General features: G+C 72.2%; 28 protein-coding genes, 2 tRNA genes and 1 pseudogene. 25 read left to right on the top strand and 6 right to left on the bottom strand.

What is annotated here, in order from left to right:
* The first annotated feature begins 124 nt into the window (after nt 1-124).
* A complete protein-coding gene (locus ACH4KB_RS17800) occupies nt 125-931 on the top strand; it encodes an MBL fold metallo-hydrolase (protein ID WP_398066861.1) in 807 nt (268 codons plus the stop codon).
* A 107-nt stretch (nt 932-1,038) separates the two neighbouring features.
* Here the strand turns inward: ACH4KB_RS17800 and ACH4KB_RS17795 are convergent.
* Together ACH4KB_RS17795 and ACH4KB_RS17790 are read right to left on the bottom strand one after the other, a co-directional pair.
* Nucleotides 1,039-1,111 (bottom strand) — tRNA-Arg (locus ACH4KB_RS17795).
* A gap of 239 nt (nt 1,112-1,350) precedes the next feature.
* Nucleotides 1,351-1,441, bottom strand: a tRNA-Ser gene (locus ACH4KB_RS17790).
* A 297-nt stretch (nt 1,442-1,738) separates the two neighbouring features.
* Between ACH4KB_RS17790 and ACH4KB_RS17785 the strand changes: the two genes are divergently transcribed.
* Together ACH4KB_RS17785 and ACH4KB_RS17780 are read left to right on the top strand one after the other, a co-directional pair.
* Complete coding sequence (locus tag ACH4KB_RS17785) at nt 1,739-2,314, top strand: SSI family serine proteinase inhibitor (protein ID WP_398066860.1); 576 nt, start codon at nt 1,739-1,741, stop codon at nt 2,312-2,314.
* Nucleotides 2,315-2,617: 303 nt separating this feature from the next.
* Nucleotides 2,618-6,802 carry a PAS domain-containing protein gene (locus ACH4KB_RS17780; protein ID WP_398066859.1) on the top strand — a complete coding sequence of 1,395 codons (4,185 nt, stop codon included), beginning with the start codon at nt 2,618-2,620 and terminating at the stop codon, nt 6,800-6,802.
* A 93-nt stretch (nt 6,803-6,895) separates the two neighbouring features.
* Here ACH4KB_RS17780 and ACH4KB_RS17775 read toward each other — a convergent pair.
* From ACH4KB_RS17775 to ACH4KB_RS17760, 4 genes and pseudogenes are all read right to left on the bottom strand, one after another.
* Nucleotides 6,896-7,852, bottom strand: a pseudogene (locus tag ACH4KB_RS17775) (AMP-binding protein); the annotation flags it as partial.
* A 30-nt stretch (nt 7,853-7,882) separates the two neighbouring features.
* The gene (locus tag ACH4KB_RS17770) at nt 7,883-9,670 is read right to left on the bottom strand and encodes a recombinase family protein (protein WP_398066858.1); all 1,788 of its coding nucleotides are present in this window, start codon (nt 9,668-9,670) and stop codon (nt 7,883-7,885) included.
* On the bottom strand, nt 9,667-10,074 hold the full coding sequence (locus ACH4KB_RS17765) for a hypothetical protein (RefSeq protein ID WP_398066857.1): 408 nt from the start codon (nt 10,072-10,074) through the stop codon (nt 9,667-9,669). Before ACH4KB_RS17765 ends, ACH4KB_RS17770 begins: the two co-directional genes overlap by 4 nt.
* A gap of 24 nt (nt 10,075-10,098) precedes the next feature.
* Entirely contained in the window at nt 10,099-10,563 is a 465-nt protein-coding gene (locus ACH4KB_RS17760; protein WP_398066856.1) for a helix-turn-helix domain-containing protein, read from the bottom strand.
* Between the two features lie 273 nt (nt 10,564-10,836).
* Here ACH4KB_RS17760 and ACH4KB_RS17755 point away from each other — a divergent pair, with 273 nt between their 5' ends.
* The 22 genes from ACH4KB_RS17755 to ACH4KB_RS17650 all read left to right on the top strand — a co-directional run bounded on the left by ACH4KB_RS17755 (nt 10,837) and on the right by ACH4KB_RS17650 (nt 25,800).
* A complete protein-coding gene (locus tag ACH4KB_RS17755; RefSeq protein ID WP_308340535.1) occupies nt 10,837-11,058 on the top strand; it encodes a helix-turn-helix domain-containing protein in 222 nt (73 codons plus the stop codon).
* Nucleotides 11,055-11,252, top strand: coding sequence for a hypothetical protein (locus ACH4KB_RS17750; RefSeq protein WP_398066855.1), 198 nt, complete (start codon nt 11,055-11,057; stop codon nt 11,250-11,252). Before ACH4KB_RS17755 ends, ACH4KB_RS17750 begins: the two co-directional genes overlap by 4 nt.
* A 68-nt stretch (nt 11,253-11,320) precedes the next feature.
* A complete protein-coding gene (locus tag ACH4KB_RS17745) occupies nt 11,321-11,671 on the top strand; it encodes a hypothetical protein (protein WP_398066854.1) in 351 nt (116 codons plus the stop codon).
* Nucleotides 11,668-12,045 (top strand): hypothetical protein, encoded by a 378-nt coding sequence (locus ACH4KB_RS17740; RefSeq protein WP_398066853.1) that lies wholly within the window; start codon nt 11,668-11,670, stop codon nt 12,043-12,045. The genes ACH4KB_RS17745 and ACH4KB_RS17740 overlap by 4 nt, the downstream gene beginning before the upstream one ends.
* The gene (locus tag ACH4KB_RS17735; RefSeq protein WP_398066852.1) at nt 12,042-13,295 is read left to right on the top strand and encodes an ERF family protein; all 1,254 of its coding nucleotides are present in this window, start codon (nt 12,042-12,044) and stop codon (nt 13,293-13,295) included. Before ACH4KB_RS17740 ends, ACH4KB_RS17735 begins: the two co-directional genes overlap by 4 nt.
* Complete coding sequence (locus ACH4KB_RS17730) at nt 13,292-14,011, top strand: hypothetical protein (protein ID WP_398066851.1); 720 nt, start codon at nt 13,292-13,294, stop codon at nt 14,009-14,011. Before ACH4KB_RS17735 ends, ACH4KB_RS17730 begins: the two co-directional genes overlap by 4 nt.
* Nucleotides 14,008-14,250, top strand: a complete 243-nt coding sequence (locus ACH4KB_RS17725; RefSeq protein ID WP_398066850.1) for an aromatic ring-opening dioxygenase LigA — start codon at nt 14,008-14,010, stop codon at nt 14,248-14,250. Before ACH4KB_RS17730 ends, ACH4KB_RS17725 begins: the two co-directional genes overlap by 4 nt.
* Nucleotides 14,251-14,314: 64 nt before the next feature.
* A complete protein-coding gene (locus ACH4KB_RS17720; protein ID WP_398066849.1) occupies nt 14,315-14,599 on the top strand; it encodes a hypothetical protein in 285 nt (94 codons plus the stop codon).
* 518 nt (nt 14,600-15,117) lie between these two features.
* Nucleotides 15,118-15,531 carry a hypothetical protein gene (locus tag ACH4KB_RS17715; protein WP_398066848.1) on the top strand — a complete coding sequence of 138 codons (414 nt, stop codon included), beginning with the start codon at nt 15,118-15,120 and terminating at the stop codon, nt 15,529-15,531.
* Nucleotides 15,532-15,538: 7 nt separating this feature from the next.
* Entirely contained in the window at nt 15,539-16,267 is a 729-nt protein-coding gene (locus ACH4KB_RS17710; RefSeq protein ID WP_398066847.1) for a cell surface glycoprotein, read from the top strand.
* A complete protein-coding gene (locus tag ACH4KB_RS17705; RefSeq protein ID WP_398066846.1) occupies nt 16,264-16,443 on the top strand; it encodes a hypothetical protein in 180 nt (59 codons plus the stop codon). The genes ACH4KB_RS17710 and ACH4KB_RS17705 overlap by 4 nt, the downstream gene beginning before the upstream one ends.
* Nucleotides 16,444-16,568: 125 nt before the next feature.
* Nucleotides 16,569-17,093, top strand: a complete 525-nt coding sequence (locus ACH4KB_RS17700) for an HNH endonuclease signature motif containing protein (protein WP_398066845.1) — start codon at nt 16,569-16,571, stop codon at nt 17,091-17,093.
* Nucleotides 17,093-17,590, top strand: coding sequence for a single-stranded DNA-binding protein (locus ACH4KB_RS17695; protein ID WP_398066844.1), 498 nt, complete (start codon nt 17,093-17,095; stop codon nt 17,588-17,590). The genes ACH4KB_RS17700 and ACH4KB_RS17695 overlap by 1 nt, the downstream gene beginning before the upstream one ends.
* Nucleotides 17,591-17,678: 88 nt before the next feature.
* Nucleotides 17,679-19,007, top strand: coding sequence for a hypothetical protein (locus ACH4KB_RS17690; RefSeq protein WP_398066843.1), 1,329 nt, complete (start codon nt 17,679-17,681; stop codon nt 19,005-19,007).
* Nucleotides 19,004-19,183 (top strand): hypothetical protein, encoded by a 180-nt coding sequence (locus ACH4KB_RS17685; RefSeq protein WP_398066842.1) that lies wholly within the window; start codon nt 19,004-19,006, stop codon nt 19,181-19,183. Before ACH4KB_RS17690 ends, ACH4KB_RS17685 begins: the two co-directional genes overlap by 4 nt.
* Nucleotides 19,180-20,451 (top strand): hypothetical protein, encoded by a 1,272-nt coding sequence (locus ACH4KB_RS17680; RefSeq protein WP_398066841.1) that lies wholly within the window; start codon nt 19,180-19,182, stop codon nt 20,449-20,451. The genes ACH4KB_RS17685 and ACH4KB_RS17680 overlap by 4 nt, the downstream gene beginning before the upstream one ends.
* 3 nt (nt 20,452-20,454) lie before the next feature.
* Entirely contained in the window at nt 20,455-21,465 is a 1,011-nt protein-coding gene (locus tag ACH4KB_RS17675; RefSeq protein ID WP_398066840.1) for a hypothetical protein, read from the top strand.
* A gap of 198 nt (nt 21,466-21,663) precedes the next feature.
* Nucleotides 21,664-23,037 carry a hypothetical protein gene (locus ACH4KB_RS17670; RefSeq protein ID WP_398066839.1) on the top strand — a complete coding sequence of 458 codons (1,374 nt, stop codon included), beginning with the start codon at nt 21,664-21,666 and terminating at the stop codon, nt 23,035-23,037.
* Between the two features lie 61 nt (nt 23,038-23,098).
* Nucleotides 23,099-24,121: a hypothetical protein gene (locus tag ACH4KB_RS17665; RefSeq protein ID WP_398066838.1), complete on the top strand. Its 1,023-nt coding sequence runs from the start codon at nt 23,099-23,101 to the stop codon at nt 24,119-24,121.
* An 82-nt stretch (nt 24,122-24,203) separates the two neighbouring features.
* A complete protein-coding gene (locus ACH4KB_RS17660; protein ID WP_398066837.1) occupies nt 24,204-24,461 on the top strand; it encodes a hypothetical protein in 258 nt (85 codons plus the stop codon).
* Nucleotides 24,462-25,067: 606 nt separating this feature from the next.
* Nucleotides 25,068-25,259, top strand: coding sequence for a hypothetical protein (locus tag ACH4KB_RS17655; protein WP_398066836.1), 192 nt, complete (start codon nt 25,068-25,070; stop codon nt 25,257-25,259).
* Nucleotides 25,260-25,278: 19 nt separating this feature from the next.
* Nucleotides 25,279-25,800, top strand: coding sequence for a helix-turn-helix domain-containing protein (locus ACH4KB_RS17650; RefSeq protein ID WP_398066835.1), 522 nt, complete (start codon nt 25,279-25,281; stop codon nt 25,798-25,800).
* The last annotated feature ends 4 nt before the right edge of the window (nt 25,801-25,804 follow it).

Raw genomic sequence — 25,804 nt, 5'->3', positions numbered from 1 at the left:
CGGGCCAGGAACCGTCGGCCGCGAAGGAGCCCGAGCGTCGCCCAGGACGGAGGAGCGTCGACGGTCGTCGTCCGCCTGGCCGTCCGCCTGGTCGCGGGCATCCCCCAGTGGCACCATCTGGTGGATGCCCTCTTCCCTTCAGGTCGGCCCGTACACCGTCATCGCGCTCGCCGATGGGGCGGGCCCCTTCTTCTCTCCCCGGTCGGAGGCGTTCCCCGACGCCACCACCGAGCAGTGGGCGGAGGCCGACCGACTCGATCCCGGCGCGCTCGACGCCGAAGGGCGCTGGCGGCTCCAGTTCCGCGCGTTCGCGATCCGCAGCGACCAGGGCGTGACGCTGGTCGACGCGGGAATCGGCCCGGCCGACAGCCCGGCGGCCTCGTGGGCGCCCGTGCCCGGGGAACTCCCCGCTTCACTGGCCGCCGCGGGCATCGCCCCGTCCGAAGTGGACACCGTGGTGATCACGCACCTCCACACCGACCACGTGGGCTGGGCCGTCGTCGGCGGCGGCGAGCAGCTGCGACCGTTCTTCCCGAACGCCACATACCTGTTGCAGCAGGCCGAAGTCGAAGCGATCGAGACCATCAACCCGCAACTGCGGTCCGCCGTGATCGCCCCACTCCGAAGGACCGATCAGCTACGGCTGCTCGACGGCGACACCCCGCTGCGCAGCGGGGAGCGCGTGTTCGCCACCCCCGGTCACACACCCGGGCACCAGAGCGTGCTCCTCACCTCCGGGCGCGAAGCGGTCGCCATCACCGGTGATCTGCTCGTGCACGCGATCCAGCTGCTCCACCCCGAACTCGCCTACGCCCACGAGATGGACCCTGAGCAGGCAAGGGCCTCAAGAGAACAGGTGCTCCACAGCCGAGCCGCCGACAGCCTCTACCTCGCGACCCCGCACCTGACCGAGCCGTTCATGGCTCGCTGACTCACCCGGAGGGGCCTGGCCTCAACATCTATGGCCTGACCGGCACTTCTTCAAGAGGGCAACGCGAGAGGCCCCCAGGATTTCTCCTGGGGGCCCCTCGCCTGCTGTGCACTCGGCAGGATTCGAACCTGCAACCTTCTGATCCGTAGTCAGATGCTCTATCCGTTAAGCTACGAGTGCTTGGCTTTCCGGGCTTTTTTCTCCCCGGTCGGCGTTGCGAGAACAACATTACATGACCTGCGCCGTGACGCGAAATCCATTAGCCGCACCGCTGCCGACCTGCGGAAACGGCCTCCCGAGGCCCGTCCCGGTCACCCTCCCGAACCAGCCACGAACCGGCCCCGGCTCCCCCTCCGCGGCCTCGCGGGTCCCGGAACGGCCGAAGCCCCGTGCCAGGGGCACGGGGCTTCGGGGTGGGGCGGAGGCGGAGGGATTTGAACCCTCGATGGGCTTTAAGACCCAAACCGCATTAGCAGTGCGGCGCCATAGACCGGACTAGGCGACGCCTCCAGCACACCTCGCGCGGACGCGAGTGGTGCGTGCAGATGATGACACAGTTGCGCGTCGTGCCACCAATCGCCGCACACGTTACTAGGCCCCCTGGGGCCTAGGCAAAGCAGTTCGGCGTGGTGCCGCAACGTCCGGGCGCGGTGCGCGTTAGAGAGGGGTGGGGGCCCCGGTCTCCGTCAGTCGTCCCGTCGTCGTCGCCCGTCAGTCGTCCGTCAGCCGTGGCGTCCGGGCGGGTCGGTGATCACCCGTGACCGCCGCCCGTGGCCGACCCCGCCGCAGAGATCCTGGAGCTTCCGCATGCTGCGCCGTCTCGCCCTCACCGCCGTCGTCTCGCTCGCCGCGCTCGCCACCGCCGTGCCGGCGTCCACCGCCACCGCCTCCGGGCCCGTGTCCTCCGGTCCGACGCCCGCCGCCGTGCCCACCTCCGGGCCGTTCGCCGCCGCCCGGCCCTCCCTCGGGCCGCTGCCCATGCCCGTCCCGCTGCCCGGGTTCCTGGAGGGCGACAGCGGGAAGGGCACGGGGGCGGCGAGCGAGGTGCTGACGCGGCTCACCGTGTCCGTCGAGAACACCGGGGTCGCCGGGGCCGACGGCACCTTCGAGCTGGAGTGCGGGCCCACCGGCGGCAGCCACCCGCAGGGGCAGGCGGCCTGTGACCGGCTGGCGGAGGCCGGCGCCACCCGGTCCGGGCGGCAGGAGCTGTTCCGGCCGACCCCGGAGGGCACGATGTGCACGATGATCCACGGCGGCGACGCCACCGCGCGCATCGTGGGCACCTGGGAGGGGCGGGCCGTGGACACCACCGCGAGCCGCCGCGACGGATGCGAGATCGCGCGCTGGAACAGCCTCGTGCCGGTGCTTCCGGACGTCCGATAGCCCGTCGGCGACGGCGCAGAAGCGTTCGCCTCCGCATATCCGCCGAGGACGGATCCGGGTGCCCGTGCGCCCCGAGGGGCCTGCCCGCGTCGCACGTCCGCGCACGTCACAGGGTGCGCGGACGCTCACGTCATGGGCCCGCGGCGTACACGCCGCGCACAGAACCTTGGTGAGAGCTCCCCCTCATCCGCCGCCCCCGGGGCCTCCCCTGCCCTTAGACTCCTCCAGTGACAGTCTGCGGCCCGAGGGGCAAGATGGGGCCCGCTGTCGGCAAGGTGCGGTAATCAGGGAGGAAGCGTCGTCGTGAGCAGCAGGCCATCCCGAGGCACTGCTCGCCTCGCAGCCATACTCGATGCCCTTCCTGACGGGCTGCTGCTCGTCAATTGCAACGGCACGGTCGTCAACGCCAACGCCATCGCCCTCGAAATGTTCGAGACCCCGGGCACCGCGCTCGTCGGTCGCGGACTGCTCGATCTGCTGCCGGAGTTCGACTCCAAGCTGATCCCGGGTTCGATGCGCCGGCCCGAGGCTGCGGACGAACAGGGCAGGACCAAGCCGACGCGGATGACCGCGCGGCGCACCGACGGCCACGAGTACCCGGTCGAGGTCACCAGCGCGAGCCTCGACAGCGGGCAGGCCGCGTACAACGACATCCACTCCAGCTACACCGGTGACGAGCTGCTCATGCTCGTCGTGCGGGACCTCTCCGGCACCGTCGACACCGAGGCGGAGCTGGCCCGTTCGCAGCGGCAGACCGAGATGATCCTGCGGGCCGCCTCCGAGGGCGTCGTCGGCACGGACACCGACGGGCGCGTCGTCCTCGTCAACCCCGCCGCCGCGCAGATCCTCGGCTTCCGGGCCAGCGACCTCGGCGGCCAGGAGCTGCATCCGCTGATCCTGCACTCGCGGGCGGAGGGCGAGCCGTTCCCGTACGAGGACTCCCCGCTCGCCGACACCCTCAAGTCCGGGCGCAAGCACCGGGTGCGTGGGCAGGTGCTGTGGTCCAAGAGCGGCGCGCAGGTGCCGGTGGACCTCACGACCGCGCCGGTACGGGACGGGGACCAGCTCGTCGGCGCGGTGATGACGTTCACCGACCGTCGGCCGTACGAGGAGTTGTCGACGCAGCACAAGAGCGTCGTCGCCGAGCTGACCACGAGCCACTCCGCCGAAGTCACCGCGCTCAAGGAGGCGCACGCCGCCGAGCTGGAGGCGCTGAAGGAGGCACACACCGCCGAGCTCGCCGACCGTAGCGAGCGGTACGCCGCCGAGATCGAGGGACAGGCCGAGCTGCTCGCCTCCCTGGGCGCCCAGCACGCCCAGCTCACCGCCGTCCTCGGCGGTTCGCTGCGCGGGCCCCTGGAGGAGCTGCGCGGCGAGCTGTCCACGCTCGCCTCCGACCCGGCCGGCCAGCTGTGGCCCGAGGCCAACCAGATCCTGCACCATCTCGCCGCCGGGTACGCCCGGATGACCACGCTCGTCGACAACGTGCTGGGGTACCAGCGCCTGGACGCGGGGGTGGAGGGGCTGCACAAGGCCCGGGCGATGGTGGACGGCATCGTCACGGGCGGCATCGACGGGGCGGTCGAACTGATCGGTCCGGGGCGCGCCCAGTTCGCCGTGCACGCCCCGCCGATCGAGGCCGAGGTCGACGCGCCCCGGCTCGCGACCGCCATCGCCCACCTCGTCGCGGACGTCTGCGGCGTCGATTCGACCGGCAAGACCCGGGCCGTTCCCGGGGGCGGCTATGTCGACTCCACCGTGGTCGTGGCCGCGGCCCAGCGCGGTGACGTCGTACGGATCGAGGTGCGCGGCCCGTTCGCCGGGGGCGACCCGGTGCACGAGCCGATCGTGCGCGGCATCGTCCGGGCGCACGGCGGGGTCCTCCAGACGCACGAGACGCCGGGCATGAACGGCAGCGCGTACGTGCTCGACCTGCCCATCGGCACCGCGTCCGGCACGATCGCGCCCCCGGAGCAGGACGGCACCGCCCTCCTGCCGGAACCTCCCCCCGCCGCCCCCTCGTCGCCCGAAGGGCTGGGAGCCCCGGGCGTCACCAGCGGCGGCCGGCGCCGGGCGCGCAGGTCCTCCACCGACGCGTTCCTGGACAGCCCCGGCGGCACGCCGGAGAGCCTCGGCGACAACGCGGTCGGGACCGTGGCTCACGCCCCCGACGACCGCCCGGCCGCCGAGCCGACCGGGCGGCGGCGGGCGCGCCGGGGACCGGCCGCGCCCGAGGAGCAGCAGGCTCCCGAGCTGATCCCGGCCCAGCAGGGCGAGGGGTCCGGGCGTCGGCGCGGCCGGCCCAGCCCGGCGGAGGCGGCCCCGGGCACGATTCCGGCCGACGGCGCCCGGGAGCAGCCCCAGCCACCGCAGCGGGGAGCGCTGGCCCTGACCTCCGCCCCTTCCGCGGCACCCACCGCCCCTAGCGAGGGGTCGGTCGTCACCGCGGCCGAGAACGCCCAGGGCGGCGGACGCCCGCAGCTCGGGCAGACCGTGCCGCCGCAGGGCGTCCCGGTGGACCCGCAGCAGCCCGTACCGCCCGCCGGGCGGCGTGCCCGTCGTGAGGGCGAGCCCGCCCGCCCCGCCCTGCCCGCCCTCGCCTCCGGCAACAGCGGAGCCGAGAGCGACGGCGGTCACCCCGGGGCGGAACAGTCCCAGCAGCCCGGGGGGCGGCGTGCCCGGCGCGCGCTGGCCGCCGCCCAGGAGCGCACCGCGGCCGAGGCCGGGCCGCGCACCGCCTTCGCCCTGCCGCCCGCCGACGCGGACCGGGCACCGCTCGCCCCCGAGGCCCCGGTGGCGCCCGGCGACGGGGCGAGCACGCACCACGCGCGTACCGCACCGGAGGCCGGTCACACGCCTCCGCAGGCGCACCCCGTCGCCCCGGCGCACACCGGCCCGCAGACGGACGGAACCTCCGGCCAGGGCTTCCCGGCCGCGCCCGGGGCGGCCCACGCGCCCCGCCTCCCCGGGGCGGCGCCCCATGCGCCCGGCCCGCACGACGGCGGCGTACCGGAGGCTCCGAGCCCGGCGCAGGGCCTCGCGCCGTGGGGCGACACCGGGCAGAACGTCCACCCCGACACCGGGCAGAACGTCCACCCCGACACCGGTCGGACCGGCGCCGGGCGGACCGCCCACACCACCGGCGTCGCGGCCGTCGCCGAGCCGGTGACGCACCCGGCCGACGGTGACGCGGGCGTACCGGCCCCGGACGCGCGGCGGCAGCCGCTGCCCGCCGAGGAGCCGATGCCGGACGGCAGCAACCCCGACTCGACGCAGGGGAGGGCCTTCAGCGTGCGAACGCTGGGCCAGGGCGTGCCGTTCGCCCAGCACCTCGCGCATCAGCAGAACCAGCCACATCAGAGCCTCGGCGGGGCCGGCAGGCGCCGCAAGCTCGCCGCCCCGCCGGAGGGCGACCGCTCCCCGGCCCGGGCCGCCGGCGACCGGCCGGGGCCGGCACAGCCGGCGGACCCCGCGCAGGCCCCCGGGCCGCAGCAGCACCAGCCCCACACCCAGGGCCAGGGGCCGGACCAGGAGCAGGAGCCCGGTCGGCCGGGTCAGCCCGGTCAGCCGGGCCAGCCGGCGCAGGGCGGGCCCGGCGCCGCCTACGGTGAGGGGCAACTGCTCGCGCCGCCCGTCGCGGAAGGGCGCGCGTACGCCATTGGGGCGCCCGACGAGGGGGCGGAGGGTCCCGAGCCGCTGGACGGGCCCGGGGGCGCGGTCGAGGTCGCCAACCGGCCGCACCCGCACCCGGTCGACGACGAGCTGCCGCCCGAGCCGCTGGACAACCCGCGTCGGCTGCTGGTCTGGCCGGCGCCCGATGTGCCGACCCAGCAGGCGCTCAGCGACCGGGGCTACCGTCCGGTGATCGTGAACTCCCGCGAGGAGGTCGACGCCCAGATCGCCGCGTTCCCCGCCGCGCTCTTCGTCGACCCGCTGACCGGCCCCATCACCCGTACCGCGTTGCAGTCGCTGCGTCAGGCGGCCGTCGCGGCCGAGGTCCCGGTCCTGGTCACCGCCGGTCTGGGGCAGGCGACCCGAGAAGCGGCGTACGGCGCCGACCCGGCCGTCCTGCTCAAGGCACTGGCCCCGCGCGACAGCGAGCAGCATCCCTCGCGCGTGCTCCTGATCGAGGAGCACGAGGAGATCGCGGTGGCGCTGACGCAGACCCTGGAGCGGCGCGGGATGCAGGTGGCGCGTGCCGCGACGGACAGCGAGGCCGTCGACCTGGCGAGCCGGATGCGGCCGAACCTGGTGGTGATGGACCTGATGCAGGTGCGCCGCCGGCGCGCGGGGATCATCGACTGGCTGCGGGCCAACGGGCAGCTGAACCGCACCCCGCTGGTCGTCTACACCTCGGCCGGGATGGACCAGGCGGAGCTGCCGCGGCTCGCGTCGGGTGAAACCGTCCTCTTCCTGGCGGAACGGTCGACCAGCGACGAGGTCCAGTCGCGGATCGTGGACCTGCTGGCGAAGATCGGCACCAACTAGACGGACGCGGGAAGCGGAACAGGGCGGGGGCGGTACGGGTGACCCGTACCGCCCCCGCCCTGTTTCACGTGAAACAGAAGCGGAACCGAAGCCTCAGAGCTGGGTGACGTCCAGCTCGCCTTCCGCGTACTGCCTGCGGATCACCTTCTTGTCGAACTTGCCGACGCTCGTCTTCGGCACGGCGGCGATCACCGACCAGCGCTCCGGGAGCTGCCACTTGGCGATGCCCGACTCGGCGAGGAACTCCTTCAGCGCCTCGTAGTCGGTCCCGGTGACGCCCTCCTTGAGGACCACCGTCGCGAGCGGCCTCTCGCCCCACTTCTCGTCCGGCACGGCGACGACGGCCGCCTCCGCGACGTCCGGGTGGGCCATCAGCGCGTTCTCCAGCTCGACGCTGGAGATCCACTCGCCGCCCGACTTGATGACGTCCTTGGCCCGGTCGGTGAGGGTGAGGTAGCCGTCGGTGCTGATCACACCGACGTCGCCGGTCTTCAGCCAGCCGTCCTCGCTGAACTTGTCCTCGGGGCGCAGGTGCTCGCCGTCGGCGCCGCCATAGTAGGCGGCGGCGATCCAGGGGCCCCTGACCTCCAGCTCACCGGCCGACTCGCCGTCCCACGGAAGGTGTTCGCCGCCGGGGCCGACCAGCCGCGCCTCGACCCCGGCGGGGAAGCGGCCCTGGGTGACCCGGTACGGCCACTCCTCGTCGGTGCTCAGGCCGGCGGGCGGGTGGGCCATGGTGCCGAGCGGCGAGGTCTCCGTCATGCCCCAGGCGTGGCAGAGCCGGACGCCGAGCTTGTCGTACGCCTCCATCAGCGAGGGCGGACAGGCCGCGCCGCCGATGGTCACGTTGGCCATGGAGGTGAGGTCGTGCGGGTTGGCGGTGACCTCGGCGAGCAGGCCCTGCCAGATGGTGGGAACGGCGGCGGCGTGCGTCGGGCGCTCGCTCTCGATCATGTCGGCGAGCGGGGCGGGCTGGAGGAAGCGGTCCGGCATGAGCATGTTGACGCCGCTCATGAACGTGGCGTGCGGCAACCCCCAGGCGTTCACATGAGACAGTGCGCCTAAAGAGGCACGGCCGTTTTAGCTGGTCAACGCCAGGGTGGCGGGTCCGGCGGCGAGGGCCTGGTCGACGTCCTGCTCGACAGCGGCCTCGGCCGGCCGCTCCCACAGGAGGTTGGGAGACCAGCCGAGGGCCGTGCCGAACGGGCCCCGGCAGACCTTCGCGGGCTCCCACGGGTCCGGCTCCCAGACCGGATGAACGGTGACGTTCACGCGGAGCAGCGTTCCTTCTTCGTCGCGCTCATCGACCAGGACGACGCGGCGGATCATCTGCCGAAGCAGCGCGTTGCTTTCGATCTCGCTCAGCAACTTCCACTCCCTGAGCAGGCTCCCGATGACGACGCGGAAGTCCTCGCGGCGCGGTGTCTCCTCCTCTTCCTTGCCCAGCTTGTTCAAGTCGGCGACCAACGACCCCTTGCGGCCGAGCAGCTTGTCGCGTACCCGCGCGAACGAGTCGCCTGGGTACTTGGTCGGGTCCAAGGCGTTGTCCTCGACTAGGCGGTCGATGGCGGCCTCGATCCGGGTCAGCTCCAGTTGCAGAGCTGCCCGCTCGCGCTTCACCCGTTCGCGCGGGTCCTCGGACCTCTCCTTTGCCTCTTCCCCGGGAGTTGTCGTCAGGGCGTCGAGGTCGTCGGTGACGTTGTCGCGCAGCCACTCCTTGACGTCCTCTTCAACCTGCTCGCGCGCAACGTTGAGCCCCTTCGGGCAGTCGAGCCGGTTGGCGTGCTTGTGCCGTGAGCAGACGACCCATTTGCCGCGTACCTGCTCGCCCTTGCTCTGGCCCGAGGTGTGACTCGCGTGGAACCTGCATCGGCTGTGCCGGAGTAGGCCGGTCAGTGGGTAGGTGGCTTTCCGGGCGCGGGGCGCTGTCTGCTTCGTCTGCTCGCGGTGGGCGCGGTACGCCCGCCACTGGTCGGGTGTAATGATCGCGGGTTGTGCCCCGGGGACGTACAGCATGCGCTTGTTGACGCATTGGCTGATCTTTCCGGAGCTGTATGAGCAGGGGCATTCTGGGTCGTGGATGCGGAGCAGGCCAGCAGGGAATCCGCTGTCGAGGTAGCGTTGCACGGACGACACTCCCCACGCCGAGCCCCGCATGGTCGGTATGGCCAGTGCCTCGTTGAGCCAGTGGGCCAGCGTGTTGAAGCCGTCGTAGTCGTCGGTCTTCCGCTCGTACATCTCTTCCACAACCGACACGTAATCGGGGTGGTAGCTGTAGCGCTCCTCTTGGAGTCGCCACCCGGTGACGCTGTTCCTGTCCGGGACTTTCCGGGGGTGCCAGATGTAACCGAATCGAGGGCGTCCGGTCGCGGGCAGTTTTTGTTCCTGCACGCGGTAGGCGTGGGTTTCTTTCCACTGCTCGGAAGCACGGTTGCTCTCGAAGTTGCCGAAGGCGAAAACCATTTCTCTCTGGAGTTCGCCAACTGCGGTGCGGGCGTCGATTCGTTCCGTTGCGGATTCGAGTCGGCCGCCGGCCGCTTCCAAGCGTGCGAGCCAAACGGCGTTTCCGGTCCTATTTCGACCAAAGCGGCTGTAGCGCCAGACCACGACGCCAGCGGCCTCGCCGCGCTCGACGCGTTCCACGCATGTGGTGATCCGGCGTTTGAAGTGTCGACCGGATTCGTCGAGGTCGGTCACGTAGTCGATGATCCGGGCGCCCATCTGTGCCGCCCACTGGTCGATCGCGCTGCGTTGCAGGGTGTCGCTGATCTTCTCCTCTCGCCATGTGCTCACTCGGATATAGGCGATCCACGTCCCGCCCGGGGCGGGCGGGGGGTGGAATGTTGCGGGCGTTTCCGCTGGTCTCATACCACTTTCCTGGTGTTGTCCTCTTCATCGCCGTGCCCCCGGATGGGGCGCACGTTGTCGGGAAGGTCGGCAAGGCGGATGACTGAGATCCCCTGCGTGTCTTCTTCCTCGACGCCCTCGCCCCCGTCCGGCGGTGCGGACGGCTGGTCGAGGAGTCCCATGTGCACGTGGAGCAGGCCGAGCTGGTACCCGTCGCGGTGGATGTCGGCGAGCTGCGCGTCGGTGGCCTGGGTGGCGCGGTAGGCAAGGCAGTAGCAAAGAGCAGGTATCGCGGTGGCCAGGATCAGCATTCCGACTCGCCACGTGTCGGTGTGGCTCTGGAGGACCCCGAGAGCCGCGGTAACGGTACCCACGGCGGCGGCAGTGAGCGACGGGGTGTACAGGCGGTGTGCGAGACGGTTCATGGGCGGTGTCCTCCGTGCTGATCTTCAGTCGGCGAGTTTTTCCTCACCGGTTGTTGCTGCTGAGGGTCGGGCCAGGGTGCGCACCATGTTGATGAACACCTTCCGTTCGACCGGGTCCGTGATGCCGAGTTCGTCGGCGGCCTGGTCGGGGGTAATCGGGTTGGTGGTGGTGGGGTTCTGTACGGCCGCAAGTTCGTCGGGGCTGATGACACCGGCGCGGACCAGGACTGCGGCGTACGGCTCCTTGATCGCTTCGGCGAGCGTGCGCAGGAGGCGGGGGTCCGTGGGCATCTCTCCCCGGAGCAGTCGAGTCACTGTGGATGGGCTGAGGCCGGCGGCTTCCGCGAAAGCAGATCGCCCGCCGCTGCGGGGGCTCGACAGGTCATACCCGAGGCCTTCGAGGCGGTGGGCTAGCCACCTGCCGAACGCGGCTGGACCTGTAGACGCATGTGGGGGCACAGGGGTTGCACGGCGCTTGCTGTTTTTCATGGTTGAAATGTAGCGCGTGACCTCGTAGGTAGGCACGGCTTGTTTGAGACACGGCGATTCCTCCTCTCTTTCGTCACATCTTGGGGCTACGCACCCCAGAACCCGACCGCGCGGTCCGTATGGCTCGCACGCGTGTCCGATTCTGTGTGATCCCGTCACCCCATGTCAACGCACATCCATGATCGGTAATCGGCCCCTAACTTTCGAACTTGAAAGAAAACTGCTACTTTCTGTCTTGGCAGATAGCTGCCGAGATCGAAAGGACATACCCCCGTGGCATATGACAGGGCCCTCTTGCACACCGCCGCCCACATGCGCGGCATCGAGAACCCCTCGCAGCTCGCCCGCCGCGCCAACCTCTCCGTGCCCACCGCATGGCGCATATGGAACGGCGTAGGCGCCCCCCGCGGCGACCACGCCGACCGCGTCGCCGACGCCGTCGGGATCTCCGCCTCGCACCTCTACACCCCCGCCACGGCCGGAGTTGCGGCATGAACGGCCAGATCATCCCCCGCGACCAGGCCATCGCCGCCGCCCGCGCCGTCCTGGACCGCGCCCGCGTCCGGATCGCCCGCGACCGCGCCGCCGGCCGCCTCTCCTCCGAACACGAACTGATCCTGCGCCGCATCGAGCGCGACCAGCGCCGCCGCGCCGCCGCCAGGCAGAGCGCCCGCCCGACCGCCGCCTGACACGCCGATGGGGCCGCCGGATGCGACCCGACGACCCCACACCCAGCACGAACCGGAGAAACGTACCGATGACTCAGATTATCGACCGCCCGCGCGCCGCCCTCGCCATCCGTGGCGGGCAGGCCGGCCGCCGCCACATCACCCGCACCGGGGTACTCCGCCGCCAGCTCGACCAGATCGCCCCCGGCGTCGCCGTCGTCTGCATGGTCCCCGTGGCGACCGCCGGGGCGCACGGCACGCACGTGATGTTGCTGAACGACCTCGCACAGCCGATCGCGGTCGGCGACGACGACGCGCACCGCGCCGCCGGTCGCCTGCTGTCCCAGGCGTTCCCCGCCGTCCGGGCCGCCGCCCACGACTACTACGTGCAGCCCGGGTGCCTGGTCGACGCCACCCCGACCGTCCCGGCCGCCCTGTGATCCGCCCCGGCATCACCGCCGCCGGTGACCGCGTCCGCCTGCCCGTCCGCGACGACCTGCTCGCCCCACTGGTCGACGCCCTCGCCATCGCGTACGCCGAGGACCCCTACATGACCGGCCGCCTGCTCACCGGGCACGCCGCACGAGTGCTCGCCCTCGACTACGCCGAGTGCTCCGAGGACACGCCGGAATTCGAGCGGTCGATACGCGCCGCCGAGGCCGACGGCTCCCGCGAGGCCCTGCTCGCAGGGCTCCCCGACAACGTGCAGCGCGACACGGTACTCACCCCCGACGACGCAATCACCCTCGCCGGCCGCTTGACCAAGGCCGCCGGATTCATCCGCCGTACCACGAACAGGATCACCGGTTCATGACCGTTACCGCACTCCACCCCGCAGTTCCCGCCCCGCCCGCACCGTCGGCCGCGCCGGAGGCCCCCCGGCCGACCATCGTCTACAGCCCCGCCCCGGCCGGCGCCTCGCCCGACCTTCCCCGCGTGTTCCAGGTGATCCACGGCGTCATGAAGGACGTCATGCCGATCGGGAAGGACCAGAAGAACACCCAGCAGAACTACTCGTTCAGGGGCGTCGATGACGCCATGTCCGCGATGGCCGGCCCGATGCGTGCGCACGGTTGCTTCATCGCCCCCGAGGTCGTCGAACTCCACCAGCGCCCGCGTGGCGACAAGGGCACGCACACCAACCTCAAGATGCTCTACCGCATCTTCGGGCCCGCCGGAGACTGCGTTGCCGTCACCCTCCCCGGTGAGGCGATGGACACGGCCGACAAGAGCACCAACAAGGCCATGAGCGCCGCGCTCAAGTACATGCTGTTCCAGGTGTTCATGATCCCCGTGGACGCCCGATCCGTGGACGACAGCGACCAGGACGCCCGGCCCCCCGCCGAGCACCGCGCCGAACGCCAGCAGAACCAGCAGCGCCGCCAGCAGCAGCGCCAGCAGCGGAACCAGCGCCAGCAGCAGAACGGGCAGCAGCAGAACGGGCAGCAGCAGCCGCGCCGCAGCAACCAGGCCGAGCCCGGCCCGTGGGAGCAGCAGGCCCCGCAGCAGGGCAACAACATGTCGCCGCAGGCACGGCAGTTGCTCACATCGGCACAGGCCGCCCAGTCCCCGGAGGCGTTCGCCACAGTGCGCGCCCGTGCCGAGCGGGAGGGCGCTACAGCCGAGTTCCTGGCCCGCCTCGACAGCATCGACGCCGAGAAGCGCCGGACCGCCCAGGGCCGGACCGGGGTCCGGTGCGGATGTGGCCCCCGCGAGGTGTGCGAGCAGTGCCGCCCGTCGACCACACGGCAGGAACGGCAGGACCGCCCCAGCCAGCAGGGAGCCCCGGCCGGGCCGTCCCCGTACTCCATATCGGACGCGGTCGCCGCCGAAGCCGCCATCGGGGCCGCGCCCTCCGATGACGGGTACCGGGCGGGCCCGGACGCCGCCGAACAGGCCGCCGCCAAAGCCGAGAGCCTGCTCAGGGTCGCCGCGTCAAAGGCAAACCTGCCCACGCTCGACCAGGATTTCGAGAGGGCGTTCGGTCTGCCGATCGGCAAGGCAGGCGCCGCGCAGCTCGACATGTTCCGTGAGCGCATCGAGGCCGCCGGGGGTGCCCAGTGACCGCGCCGACCACCGAGCAGCCCGTCGTCGACCAGGCCGTCGAGAACACCGTCGAGCAGCCCGCCGCCGAGCAGGCCGTCGAAAAGAAGCCCACCCCGCCCGACCCCACGTACCTCGCAGCCGTCCTGCGCCAGCGCCTCGCCATGAAGGCCCAACTGGACGCCGCCGAGAAGATGTTCCAGGAGGTCAACGTTCGCGCCGAGTACCTGCTCAACCAGCAGCACAAGGCGAGCAAGACCACGAAAGCCGACGTCACCCTCGGTACTGACCTTGGCGGGGACGAGGACGACACCAAGTTCGGCACGGTCACCCGCATAGCAGGGGTGGCCGAGGCCGAAGTGACCGACCGCGAGACGTTCGCCGCATGGGTGCGCGACACCTACCCCGAGAACTGGAACATCCGGGTCGTCCCGGCCCGGACCGAGATCGTCGTCGACCAGGCGTTCACCGACCAGGTTCTCGCCGCCGTCAACGCGGCCGGCCTCCCGCAGTACGCCGATCCGGACAGCGGGGAGATACAAGAAGTGCCCGGCGTGCGGATCATTCCGAAGCGGAGCGCCTACTGGAAGTGGCTGTTCACCCGTAAGAGCAAGCGGCAGCCGCTCGACGGCCGAGACTTGGCCGCCGCCGCGGTCGAGGCCGGACACGTCAACCTCGACCGCACCGTCGAGGCCCCCGCACCGCTCGTTCTCGACCCCGCCGGGGCCGAGCAGTGAGCACCCGGGCGACCGTCCCGGCCGCCGAGCGCCTTGACCGGGCCCGCCGTCACCTCGACACCCCGCCGCCCGCCACGGTCCCCGGACAGCTCACCGTCGAGGTCGAACGCCCGCCCCGCCCGTGCGAGGACGGCAACCCGGCATGCGGCGCACTCCCGACCCGCCCGTACGTCTGCGGTCCCCGGTGCGAGAACCACCAGCCCGCCATCACCCGCCCGTATCCCACCCGTACGCCATGACCGGCCACCGGGGGGCGAGGCCGCCCTCGCCCCCCGGGCCCCCAGCACGACAGGAGCAACCCCGATGAGGGCGTTTTACCGCGGGTACAGCAGCCAGTCCGGCCGCCGGGCCGGACAGGTCCGCCGCCTGCACATCATGCGCGAGGACGGCCCCATGCCCGGCCGTCAGGGCGAGTGCGGCACCCACGGGCACGACGTCACCAACAGCCCGACCATGATCATCGACCCGATGCCCGCGACGCCGCCCGCCGGCCTTTCGTGGTGCCCGAAGTGCGTCGGTCTCGCCGCCGCCCGTACGGCCCTGCTCGACCAGTGGGCCGCCCATCTCGCCGCCGAGGTCGCCCGGTGAGCGACGACGCACAGGCATGGGTGTGGCGCCACTCCCAGACCCGCGGAAACGCACGCCTGGTGATGCTCGCCGTCGCCGACGCGCTCACGGGCCCGGACGCCACGGCCAGCATGGGCACGGCCGAGATCATGCAGCGGCTCAACGTGTCCCGCTCGACCGCACGAGCCGCCGTCGACGCCGCCCTCGCCAGCGGCGAACTGGCCGAGGACGAGCCCGCCCGGGGCAGCCGCGCGACCCGCTACGCCATCCCCGCCGCCACCGGTTACCAGCGGGTTACCGGGCCGGAATCCGGCCCCCTTACCGGACCGAATCCCGGCCCCAGAGCCTCTACCGGACCGAATCCCGGCCCCCTACAGCAGGCCCCCGGAGCTACCGGGCCGGATTCCGGCCCCAGAGCGTCTACCGGGCCGGATTCCGGCCCCCTGGTCGGACCGGAATCCGGTCCCCTAGTGGTGTGGGATGACCACCCCGAAGAGTGTGGTACGCGCGCGCAGGCTTCCTTTAAGACAAACGAATGTATGAGTGAAGGAGAGAGTGCGCGCGACGTACGGGTCGCAGTGGTTCCCGAGTTCGCCCGGCCGGTCGTCGACCGGATCAGCGCCGCCGAGATCTACCCGGCGTGGACCCTCACCCCGGGCGAGTGGATCGTCGTCGACGCCCTGCTCAAGCGCTCCGGGCCCGACATGCTCGCCGCGTCCGCCGTACAGGCCGCTCAGCGGGCCCGCAACGGCGTCTCGCACGCCCGGTACTTCCTGCGGGCGTGGCAGGCCCTACCGCCCGCTCCCGCGCCGGGTACCGTCCCGGCCGCAGCCCCCGCCGCGAACCGCGGCTCCAACGTTGTTCCCTTCCCGTCGGCCGCCGCCGCCGACCGTCCCGGCCGCGCCGCCCAGGCCGCCGACTGGTACGCCGACCTACTCGCCGAGGAGCAGTGACCCCCCGATGATCCGCGCCGAAATTGCCGCCCTGCTCGCTTTCGTCGACAAGCTCGACCCGTCCCGCGCCCCGCAGTCGAAACCGGCCGCCGGCGAACGGCTGGAGCAGTGGGCCATTCTTCTGGAGCACGTCCCGGCGACCGCCAAGCACCCCGAGGGCCGACACTGGGACGTCTCGCGGGTGGCCGCCCGCCACCTCGCAACGTCGCCGTACCCGATCAAGCCCAGCGACATCGGCGCCCCGTGGGAGACGTACCGGGCCGACGTCGTCGGACGGCACCACGACCCCGCCCCGGCGGTCGACCCCGACGACGAGGCCGCCTACCGTGCCGCCCTCCGCAGCACGCGGGCAGCCGTCGCCCTTGGTGCGCTCCCCCCGGCCCCTCAGCAGGCCATCGAGGGCAGCCAGAGCCCCATCCGGGCGCAGCGCGACGCCGACGCCAAGCGGATACTTGCCGAGCTTGGTTCTTACGTGCCAACGACCGTGAACGAGCGGCTGGCCCCGCTCCGCCCGCACCGCGCCCAGCGTGAGCGCCTGGCCGCCACCGGCCGACCCGACCCGCTCAACGTCGAGTGCGTTGCGTGCGGAGCGCCCGCCGGTACGCCGTGCCGCATACGCCGGATCGCCCCCGGAAGCGACGACATCAGCTTCCGCCCGATGAGCGGCCCGCACCCGAGCCGCATCGAGGCCGCCGCCGCGCATCACGCCCGCCACCAGCAGGAACCCGCAGCATGAGCACGCGCCCGCGCCCGATTCCGTTCGCCGCCGTCGCCGTTGTCCGGGCCGCCGTCGAGGACTCCCAGCGCGAGCACGACCAGGCCGAGGCCGCCGTCGCCCGGATCGTGGTCGAGCTGCACCGCCAGGGGTGGACGCTCGCCCCGCTCGACCAGGCCGAGCAGCCCGCAGCCTGACCCACCAGGACAGGGGGGGCGCATCCCCCGCGACAGTGCGCCCCCCCGCCTGCTAGCTTTCTGTCTCGGCAGATAGCTAGTTCTGTCTCACATCCCGCCGCGCGTACATCCCGGAGGTCCGTCCCATGGCCCACGCCACGCCGCCGGCCGAGCGCTTCGCCGCCAAGACGACCCCGGGCCCCGTCCCCGCCGGCCCCGGCACCCCCGACACCCCGTGCCTGCTGTGGCCCGAGGAATCCCTCGACCGCGACGGATACGGCCGCTTCTGGGTCGACGGCCGCGTTGTCCCCGCGCACCGCTGGTCGTTCGAGCAGAAGCGCGGCCCCATCCCGGCCGGCCTCGAACTCGACCACACGTGCAGCGTCCGCCGATGCGTCGCCGACGACCACCTCGACGCCGTCGACCACCGCACCAACGTGTTGCGCTCGACCGGCCCGTCGGCGATCAACGCCCGCCGCACCCGATGCGTGAACGACCACGACCTCACCGACCCGGCCAACGTGCGCGTTGCCTACCCCCCGTCGCACCCCAACGGAATGCGCAAGTGCCGCACGTGCGCCCGCAACCGCGCCCGCCGCACCCGCGAGCTCCAGCTCGCCCCCGTCGCCACCCTCCCCACCCGCACCACCCCCGAGAGGACCGCAGCCTGATGGCAGGCGAAACCGTGATCACCATCGTCGGCAACCTGGTCGACGACCCTGAACTGCGCTTCACCCCGTCCGGCGCAGCCGTCGCCAAGTTCCGCATCGCGTCCACTCCCCGGATCTTCGACCGGCAGGCCGACGAGTGGAAGGACGGGGAGGGCCTGTTCCTCACCTGCTCGGTCTGGCGCCAGGCCGCAGAGAACGTCACGGACGCCCTCCAGCGCGGCATGCGCGTCATCGTCCAGGGCCGGTTGAAGCAGCGGTCGTATGAAGACCGTGAGGGCGTCAAGCGCACGGTCTACGAGCTGGACGTCGAGGAAGTCGGCCCCAGTCTCAAGAACGCCACGGCCAAGGTGACCAAGAACGGCCCCCAGAGCGCCCAGCAGCAATCCCACCAGGGATACGGCCAGCAGGCCCCCCAGCAGGGCTACGGAGCGCCCCAGGGCGACCAGTGGAGCCAGCAGCAGCCCCACCAGGGATACAGCGACGAGCCCCCGTTCTAGACAGCCTCGCCGCGACCGGTCGCGGGCCGCCCCATGCGCGGGCGTGCGCGCGACTACCCCTCACCACTGACACAGGAGCGACCCCACCATGACCCGCATCCCCTCGACCGTCTCCGTCGCCTCGCTCGATACCCACCGCCTGATCATCGCCGTCCCGAACGAGGGCCCCGCCGACGTGGCGTCCAACCTCCCCCGCCCCGTGGCCGCGTCCGTCCTGCGCCAGCTCGCCGACAGCCTCGACGGTTCCGCCCCCGCGCCGTTCGTGCCGCGCACAGAACGGTCGTACTGGCAGGCCATCGCCGACGCCCTGAACGCCGCCAACGCCGTAGGGATGCCCGTCGGCATCGACCTCGACGGCACGCTCACCGACCACAACGCACACTCCGTCGTGTGGAACTTTGAGGCCGAACGCTGGGACGTCGCCGGATACGACGACGCGCCGGAGGGCACCAAGGAGGCCCCCGCCGCCGAGCAGCCCACCCACGGCACCGAGGTCGCCGAGGACGCCGCCCGCCGGTTCGCCCGTCGCCTGCGTGCCGTCGAGCTGCTGTGCTCCGGTCGCCCGGGGTACCACGCGATCACGGTCAAGGCCCTGTTGACCGCGATGGGCGAGGCCGACGAGGAGGGCCAGGAACCCCCGCTCCTCGACCCGTTCACCGAGGCCGCCGTACGCCGTGGAGCGCTGCTCGGCGGGGCCGACGCGATCGAGGCACTGCCCCAGGACCACGAGTGCGACCCCGGCCGCGGTGACGCCGTCAAGCTCCTCCGCCGCCTCGCCGGGCTCACCTCGACCACGGAGCAGCCGACCGGGCTCACGTGGGAAGCACGCGCCGATCACGCCGTCCGCCTGTACGCCACGACCGCCATCGAGCTGGAAGACGCCCGCCGCGACACCGGCCGGCTCCGTAACCGCCTCGCCAAGCTGGAGCGCAGCGCCGCCGAGCTTGCCGCACTCGACGCGCACGGCGTCGACAACTGGGATGGCTACGACGAGGCCATAGCGAGCCTGCCCCAGAACACCGCAACCGAGCTGGAGCAGGGCCAGGCCGACGCGGACCACCTCGCCGTGCCCAAGGTCGGCGATCGGTACGAGAAGCGCGCCGCCCCGGACGCCGGGCGCATCGTCACCGTGTCCCGCGTGTGGGTGGCCGGCAGCGGGCGTACCTCCGTTGCGTACGACTGGCGAGACGACAAGCCCGGCCAGGCCGGAAGCGCCTGCCCGATCGACTTGTTCCACCGCAAGTACGAGGCCGTCGCCGAGCAGCCGCTCGCGTTCCCGCAGCTCGCCGTGCCGTGCCCCCAGTGCGACGCCCCCGCCCGACAGCTCTGCACCAGCCACAGCGGCACCCGGCAGCGCACCAACGACACCCACCAGGCCCGCACCCGCGCCTACCGCGCCACCCAGGCCGGCCGATGAGTACCCCGGCCCCGACGCCCGCCGTCACGCTGCTTCACTCCCGCATGTTCGGCCGCACCAACGCCGCCCTGGCCGTCGCCGACCAGCTCGCCGCCGAAGGCCACCACGTCCACCACGTGGCCAGCGGAGAGACCCGCTGCCACACCGGCCACTGCACCCCCAAGGACACCCTGTGAACCACACGAAGCAGCGCGCACCCAAGGGCCGCGACCGCGACCGCGCCGACCGCCGAGCCGTCGCCGACGTCCTGCTCGCCCGCCTGCACCGCGGCGCCCTGTCCCCGGCCGAGGGCACCCTACTCGCCGAGCACATGCGCGAGGAGCAGCGCGTCGCCGACGAGAGCCGCCGCGCCATGGCCGGCACAACGCAGGCCCTCGAACGGCACCGGGCCGCCGCCGACGCCGAGATACGACGCCTCGAAGGGGAGCGCGACAGCCTCGCCCGCAGCGTCGAGGCCATGCACGACGGCATCAACGCCGCAGCGCGCGAGGCGTTCGCCCAGCGCAGGCAGCACCGTGACGCCCTCGCCGAACAGCGCGCCGCCGTCGACCGCGTCCTCGCCCTGGTCGGCCGACACGACGTCATACCGGCCGACGCCGTATCGGCCGCCATCGACGCCGATCCCGCCGAGCACCGCACGGCCGACGACCGCGCCCGCCGCTGGAAGGACGACCAGGCCAGCGACCGGGCCGCCGTATCCCGCGTGCGCGTCCTCGCCCGCACCATGCGCGCCGGATCGCCCATGGGCGCAGCCGCGATCTACGCCGAACGCATCGAGCAGGCCCTCGCCAACGACCGCCGCGCCCTCGACCCCGACACCGAGGTACGCGCCCGGTTCCTTGACGCCGCCGACTCGACCGAGGCCCGCCTTGCCGAGCAGAAGCGCGACCACGACATCGCCCTCGCTACCGTCAAGCAGAACGCCGACCGCCACTATGCCGACCACCGCGCGGCATGCCGGACCATCGCCGAGATGCACCAGGCCGCGACCGGCCGCACGGGCATGGGCCCGATTCGCGGAGTCGTCGAGGACGTTGCCGACGTGCGCGCCCGTGCCGAGAAGGCCGAGAAGGCGCTCGCCGCGATGGAGGCCGACCGGAACCGACACCAGAAGTACGCGGTCAAGGCGTCGCAGCGCCTCGCCGCCGCCGACCAGCGAGCCCGACTCGCCGACGACCGCGCCATCAAGGCCGAGCGAGCAGCCGCGCACACCGCCCAGGTCGAGACCGGCCGAGCCATGTGGAAGTCGAAAGCCGAGCAGATCGAGGGCCGTCTCGCCGCCGCCGAGCAGACCATCGCCGATATCCGCACCCCCCAGCCCATCGGCCGCGACCACCCGATGTACGCGCTGTTCGCCGCCATGGTCGGCCCCAGCATCAGCCGAGGCGAGGCCCGCCAGCACATCGCCGACTACTTCAACGCCATCACCGGCCGGAAGGGCTGACCCATGACCAGCATCCGAGGTATCCGGCCCGCCGGATACATCCTTGACGAGGCCCCCCTCGCCGCCCCGGTTGCCCAGGCCGCCGCCGACCTCGCCGCCGTGCGCGAGCAGTGGGGCGACCTGCTCGCCGCGATAGCCGAGCCGCCCCGTACGGCCGACTGGATGCCGTACGAGCGCCGCGGATTCCTCGACCAGCTCGCCGCCGCCGACCAGGCCGACGACGAACCCACCGTCGGCCGCCTGCCGCTCATCCTCCGCGAGCACCCGGCGCCGGCCAATCTCCGCGCCCTCGACGCCGCCCTCGACATCGAGGCGGACGTGTTCGAGATGTGCGACGCCGTCGCCGAACGCGTACAGCGCCCGGTAGTGCCCGGCGAGTACCGCGTCGACCAGGCAGACCGCGACGATCCCGCCCGCTGGAATCTCCCCACCGCCGGAAGCGCCCTGTTGCCCCGCCCCACCCGCATCATCACGGGCACCGACCCGCGTGTCGAGGACACCGAAGAGGCCCGTACCCGCCGCGTCGACCGCCTCGCGCGCCTTGCCGAGCACACCGTCGAGCAGCCGAAGGCGCAGCGCCGCGCCACGACCGCGAGCGAAGTTCCGTACGCCTCGACCGGGTCACGCCGTCACGGGCTGCATTGGGCCGCCGTCTGGTTGGAGGGCCGCGCCCTCGACGACCAGGCCGACCGTGCACTGTTCGCGCCCACGCCCGCACCCCTGGTCGACCAGATCGCGGAGGTCGCCCGGACCGCGCGCCGCCGCGTCGAGGGCGCTCTCGGTCGAACCTCCCGGACGACCACGCTCGACGAACCGTGCCCGTTCTGCCGCGCCGGCCGTATCACCGTGCACAACGGTGGGGGCGACCCGCGGGCCGCCGTTGCGACCTGCTCGACCGGCACATCGTGCCCCGCCCCGGTCGAGACCGAGCGAGGCTGCCGCGCGTGGCGGGGGCCCGCCCTGGTTGGCCTGTTGACCGCGCTGGAGGCGAAGCGCACCGCCCCGGCCGCGTAGGCGGGAGGGACGCCCCGGGGGCCGGCCAACGCCCGGGGCGTTGTCGCATTCGGAGCGTTGTCACGGTTGCGTAACGACTGCTGTAACGATTGCTGCAATGACTGCTGCAACCGCTACCTTGGGAACTCCTGACGGGACCTCACCCCGACAGGAACCGCCGGACCTCACCCGGCACCCACCAACCAAGGGAGCGGCCCCATGGATACCTACTCGCACGCCTACGGTTACACCGGCCACTACCGGCGCCCCGGCACCCAGACCAGCTACTGCGGGCGCGACCTGCTGCCCGAGCCCAACACCGGCATCGCCAAGCGCGTGTGCGCCACGTGCACCAAGGCCGAGCAGCGCGACCGCGTCGCTGCCGAGCAGACCGTCGCCGACCGCGACCTGAACGGCCCGAGCCTCGCCGTGCGCGCCGGCGTCCGGTACTGCCTGGTCGGCACCGGCCGCCGCGTCCACTACTCGGGCAACGACGACACCCTGTGCGGGCGCGAGGTCACCGAGTACACCGACGGCCTCGACGAGCGTCACAACCTGCTGTGCGCCCCGTGCATTAAGGCCGCCGAGAAGCGCGCATACGCCCGCGCCCTTGCCGACGCCTCGCCGCTCGCCGCCGCCGCGGTTGACCTCGCCGAGACTGTCGAGCAGCCCGCCGCCGAGCAGGCCCCGGCCGCCGTCCGCGACGAGCCGTCGGACTGGTGGACGATCATGGACCCGGCCACGGGCGAGGAGATCGTCCGCGTCCACGGCGAGACGTGGCAGGAGATGACCCCGCGCGCCGAGGCCCTGCCCGAGGTCCGCGCCGTGATCCGCAAGCACAAGGGATTCAGCCGCCGCCGCCTGAACGTCTCTGAGCTGACGCCCGAACAGCGGGCCGAGCAGACCATGGCCGCCGACGGCGAGGTCGATGCCGCAGTCGAGCAGGCCGCCCCCGCACCGATGATCGTCCGCGCCGATCAGGTCACCGCAGGCGACACCGTCCTCGGTTGCTACCCCGACGGGACCACCGTCAAGGCCGCCACGGTCGACACCGTCCTCGCCCACGCCGAGCCGTACCGCGCCGCCCCCACCTCCTACCGCGGCGGCGCGCACTGCCAGGCGTGCGCCGTCTTCGCCGACCACCCCGGCCCCGTGGTCACGCTGGCCGTCGACACCCCGTGGGACATGTGCGACCCGATCCCCGCCGCCGACCCCGTGCTCATCCGCCGTGCCACCGCCGCCGAGCGCGAGCAGGCCCTCGCCGACGCCGCCAACCTGTCCGTCGACCGGTACATCGCCCGCGAGTTTCCGGCCGTCGCCGCCCTGCTCGACATCGACCGCGCCACCGACGCGGAGACCGACAAGTTCGACCGCACCGCCCGCGCCGTCGACGCCGTCGAGCACGCCGAGCAGGTCGAGGCCGCCGTCGAGACCGTCGAGGAAGCCGAAGCCCTGTACGCCGCCCAGTTGATTACTGAGGCCGACGCCAGCGACGGCACGTGGCAGGGCGAATGGATCGGCGAGCAGCCGCACGGCGAGGCCCTGTTCAGCATCGAGCAGGACACCGAGCAGGGCGCCTTGTTCCGCCCTTAGCAACCCGACCGGCCCGCCCCGCCCCGGGGCGGGCCCCGTACCCACCGACAGGAGACACCCCGTGGACCCCACCGGACCCACCGTCGCCGAACTCCGCGCCTACATCATGCGGCGCCTCGACGAGCAGCCCTCCGACACCCGCCCGCCCCTACAACGGGACATGCTGCTCTCGACGGTTCAGTTCCTCGACGACTACACCGCCGAACGTGCCACACAGAGCGACGACGTGACGACATGGACCACCGGGCACAACCGCCCCTGGACCCCGGGCGACATCCGCCGCGCCATCTACCAGCGCAAGGACACAACAGGCGCACCCGCGCACCCCGCCGGCCAACAGGCCGCCGTCGAGGGAACGGCCGCCGCCCGCAGTATCCCGCTCGCGGACCCGGACGGACGATGGGGACGGATCGCCGACGATCTCAACGCGCGAGGCGTGCCCGTCGGAAACCCCACCGGCCGACTCATGGCCCATGTCCTCGACGCGTTCGCCGAGTTCGAGGAGGAACGCCGCGCCGAGATCATCGCGGCCGGGGGCGACCCGGACGAGGACGACCGCGACCCGCTCAGCCGCGCCGCCCTGGTCGACCTCGCCCGCGACCACCGCAGCGCCATGCGCCCCAAGGCCGACGACCAGCAGTACGACGACCTGATCGAGGAGATTGCCGACACGCTCACCCTGTCCGACGTACGGATCATGCGGGGCGCGTGGACCGCGATCAATGAGGCCATGCCGCGGATTGCGTACGTCGCCCGCCAGGGAGGCACGAGCCCCGACGAGATCGCCCGAGCCACCGGGTACACGTCGAGCAGAATTGCCCAGTTCATCCGGCAGGAGAAGGAGCGCGCCGCCGCCGCGCCGCTGGTCCGCTACATGTTCCGCGTCGACGAGGTGGGCGCCGACGGCGAATGGACCAACCGCGAGGTCGGCGAGGAAGAACTCGACCCCAACAATCTGCCAAACGAGGCCAACCGCCTGATCGACGAGAGCGGCGCCCGCACGCGCGCCCGCATCTTCCTGTGGAAGGACAAGGGAGGCCCCGACGGCGACATCGTGCACACGGTCGAGCGCGACCCCCAGTAGGCCCGTACACGCACGCGGGCCCGCCCGGTCCCTCACAGACCGGGGCGGGCCCTGACCACCGAACAGGAGCGACCCCGACCCGATGGCTACCGAGAAGCGTACCCGCCGCCCCAGCCCCGTTTCCGTCCCCCGCAACCCGGATTTCGACGCCGCGCTCGCCACGGTCATGCGCACCGGCATGAACCAGTCGGACGCCGTACGACTCGCCGTCCGCTTTCTGGCTCACGGGCTGGAATCCGCATGGTCGGCCGGCGCCGTTCCCGCCGGAACCGTGCCGCTGAACATGCGGGTACAGGTCCAGCGACAGGACACCCCGCAGGCCGCCGACCAGCAGGTATGACAGCTGTATGACCGCCCGCGCCCCGCTGCACGACACGGCGGGGCGCGGCGGTACGACCGGTCGGTACCGCTCCCGCGCGCGGACGTACCGGCCGCCCCCGTACAACCATCGGCCGCACGTGATCGTCACACCTCGCACACCCCACCCACACGAGGAGCAGCCATGGTCAGGACGCAACGGATCGTCGAGAAGCGTGGGGCGAACCACGGCCTACACGTGGTGCTCAGCGTCTTGACGTGTGGTCTGTGGGCAATCACGGGGTGGCCGATCGCTACGGCGATGGGGCGGAAGACCGTCACGCGCGTACCGGCGTCGCCGCCCCAGCAGTACGGGCAGCAGCCGCCGCCGTACGGGCAGGCCCCGCCGCAGCAGCACGGCGGATGGGGTCAGCAGCCGCCCCAGCGGTAGCCCGTTGCCCGCCGTGACCATTCTGTGATCTAATCGGGCCGTCCCCGGCGTGCCCGGAAACGGATGGTCGTCAGCTACCGGTTACGGCAGCACCCGCCGACCAACGTCTCCGTACACGCGCGCAAGAGGAACGAACGCCCCGCCGCTCACCGCGACGGGGCGTTTCGCATTTCCGCCCACCGCCGAGGAGCCGCACCCGTGCTTTTCAAGATCCGCCCCGACACCGACCGCCTCGCCCAGGACGCCTACGAGGCGTACACCCAGGCCACCGAGAACCGGAGCATCAAGGGCGAGGAGCTGCCCGCGTGGGAGGCCCTGACGCGCCCCGTACAGAACGCATGGAAGCTCAGCGCCGAAGCCGTACGGCACCGCGTCGAGCAGCACGCCTAACCGCGCCCGGGGGTGAGCCATGGCCCGCCCCATCACCGACGACGACCGCCGCAGCGTTCGCGAACTACACGCCGCGGGCAAGTCCCGCAACGCCATCGCCCGCACGCTGAAACGGTCCTCCTCGACAATCTCGAAGATCGCCGGATCGTTCGACCCGCCCTTGACGTTCGACCGCGCCGAGCAGGTCGAGACCGCCACCCGCGTACGCGCCGCCGACCTTGCCGCGCGCCGCGCCGCCCTCGCCCTCGACCTCCAGGGCGACGCCGAACAGCTCCGGGCCCAACTGTGGGCCCCCACCGTGCACGGCGAGTTCGCCGGCAAAGAGGGCCACTGGCAGAAGGTCGACCTACCGCAGCCCCGCTTCCCGGACCAGCGCGTCATCGTGGCCGCCGTACAGACCGCCGTCGGTACCTCGCTCCGCCTGGCCCCGGCCGAGGGCGGAGGCAACGCCGACGAGGTGCGCTCGATGTTGGGCGCACTCGGCGAGGCCCTGACGCAGGCCGCCAACGACGACCAGGCCCACGACGACGACGGGGGGTGAGCCT

The sequence above is a fragment of the Streptomyces sp. NPDC017520 genome, from assembly GCF_044329855.1.
Classification (GTDB): Bacteria; Actinomycetota; Actinomycetes; order Streptomycetales; family Streptomycetaceae; genus Streptomyces.
Note: the sequence above shows the minus strand (reverse complement) of the source record. Positions and strands in the feature narration are given on the sequence as shown.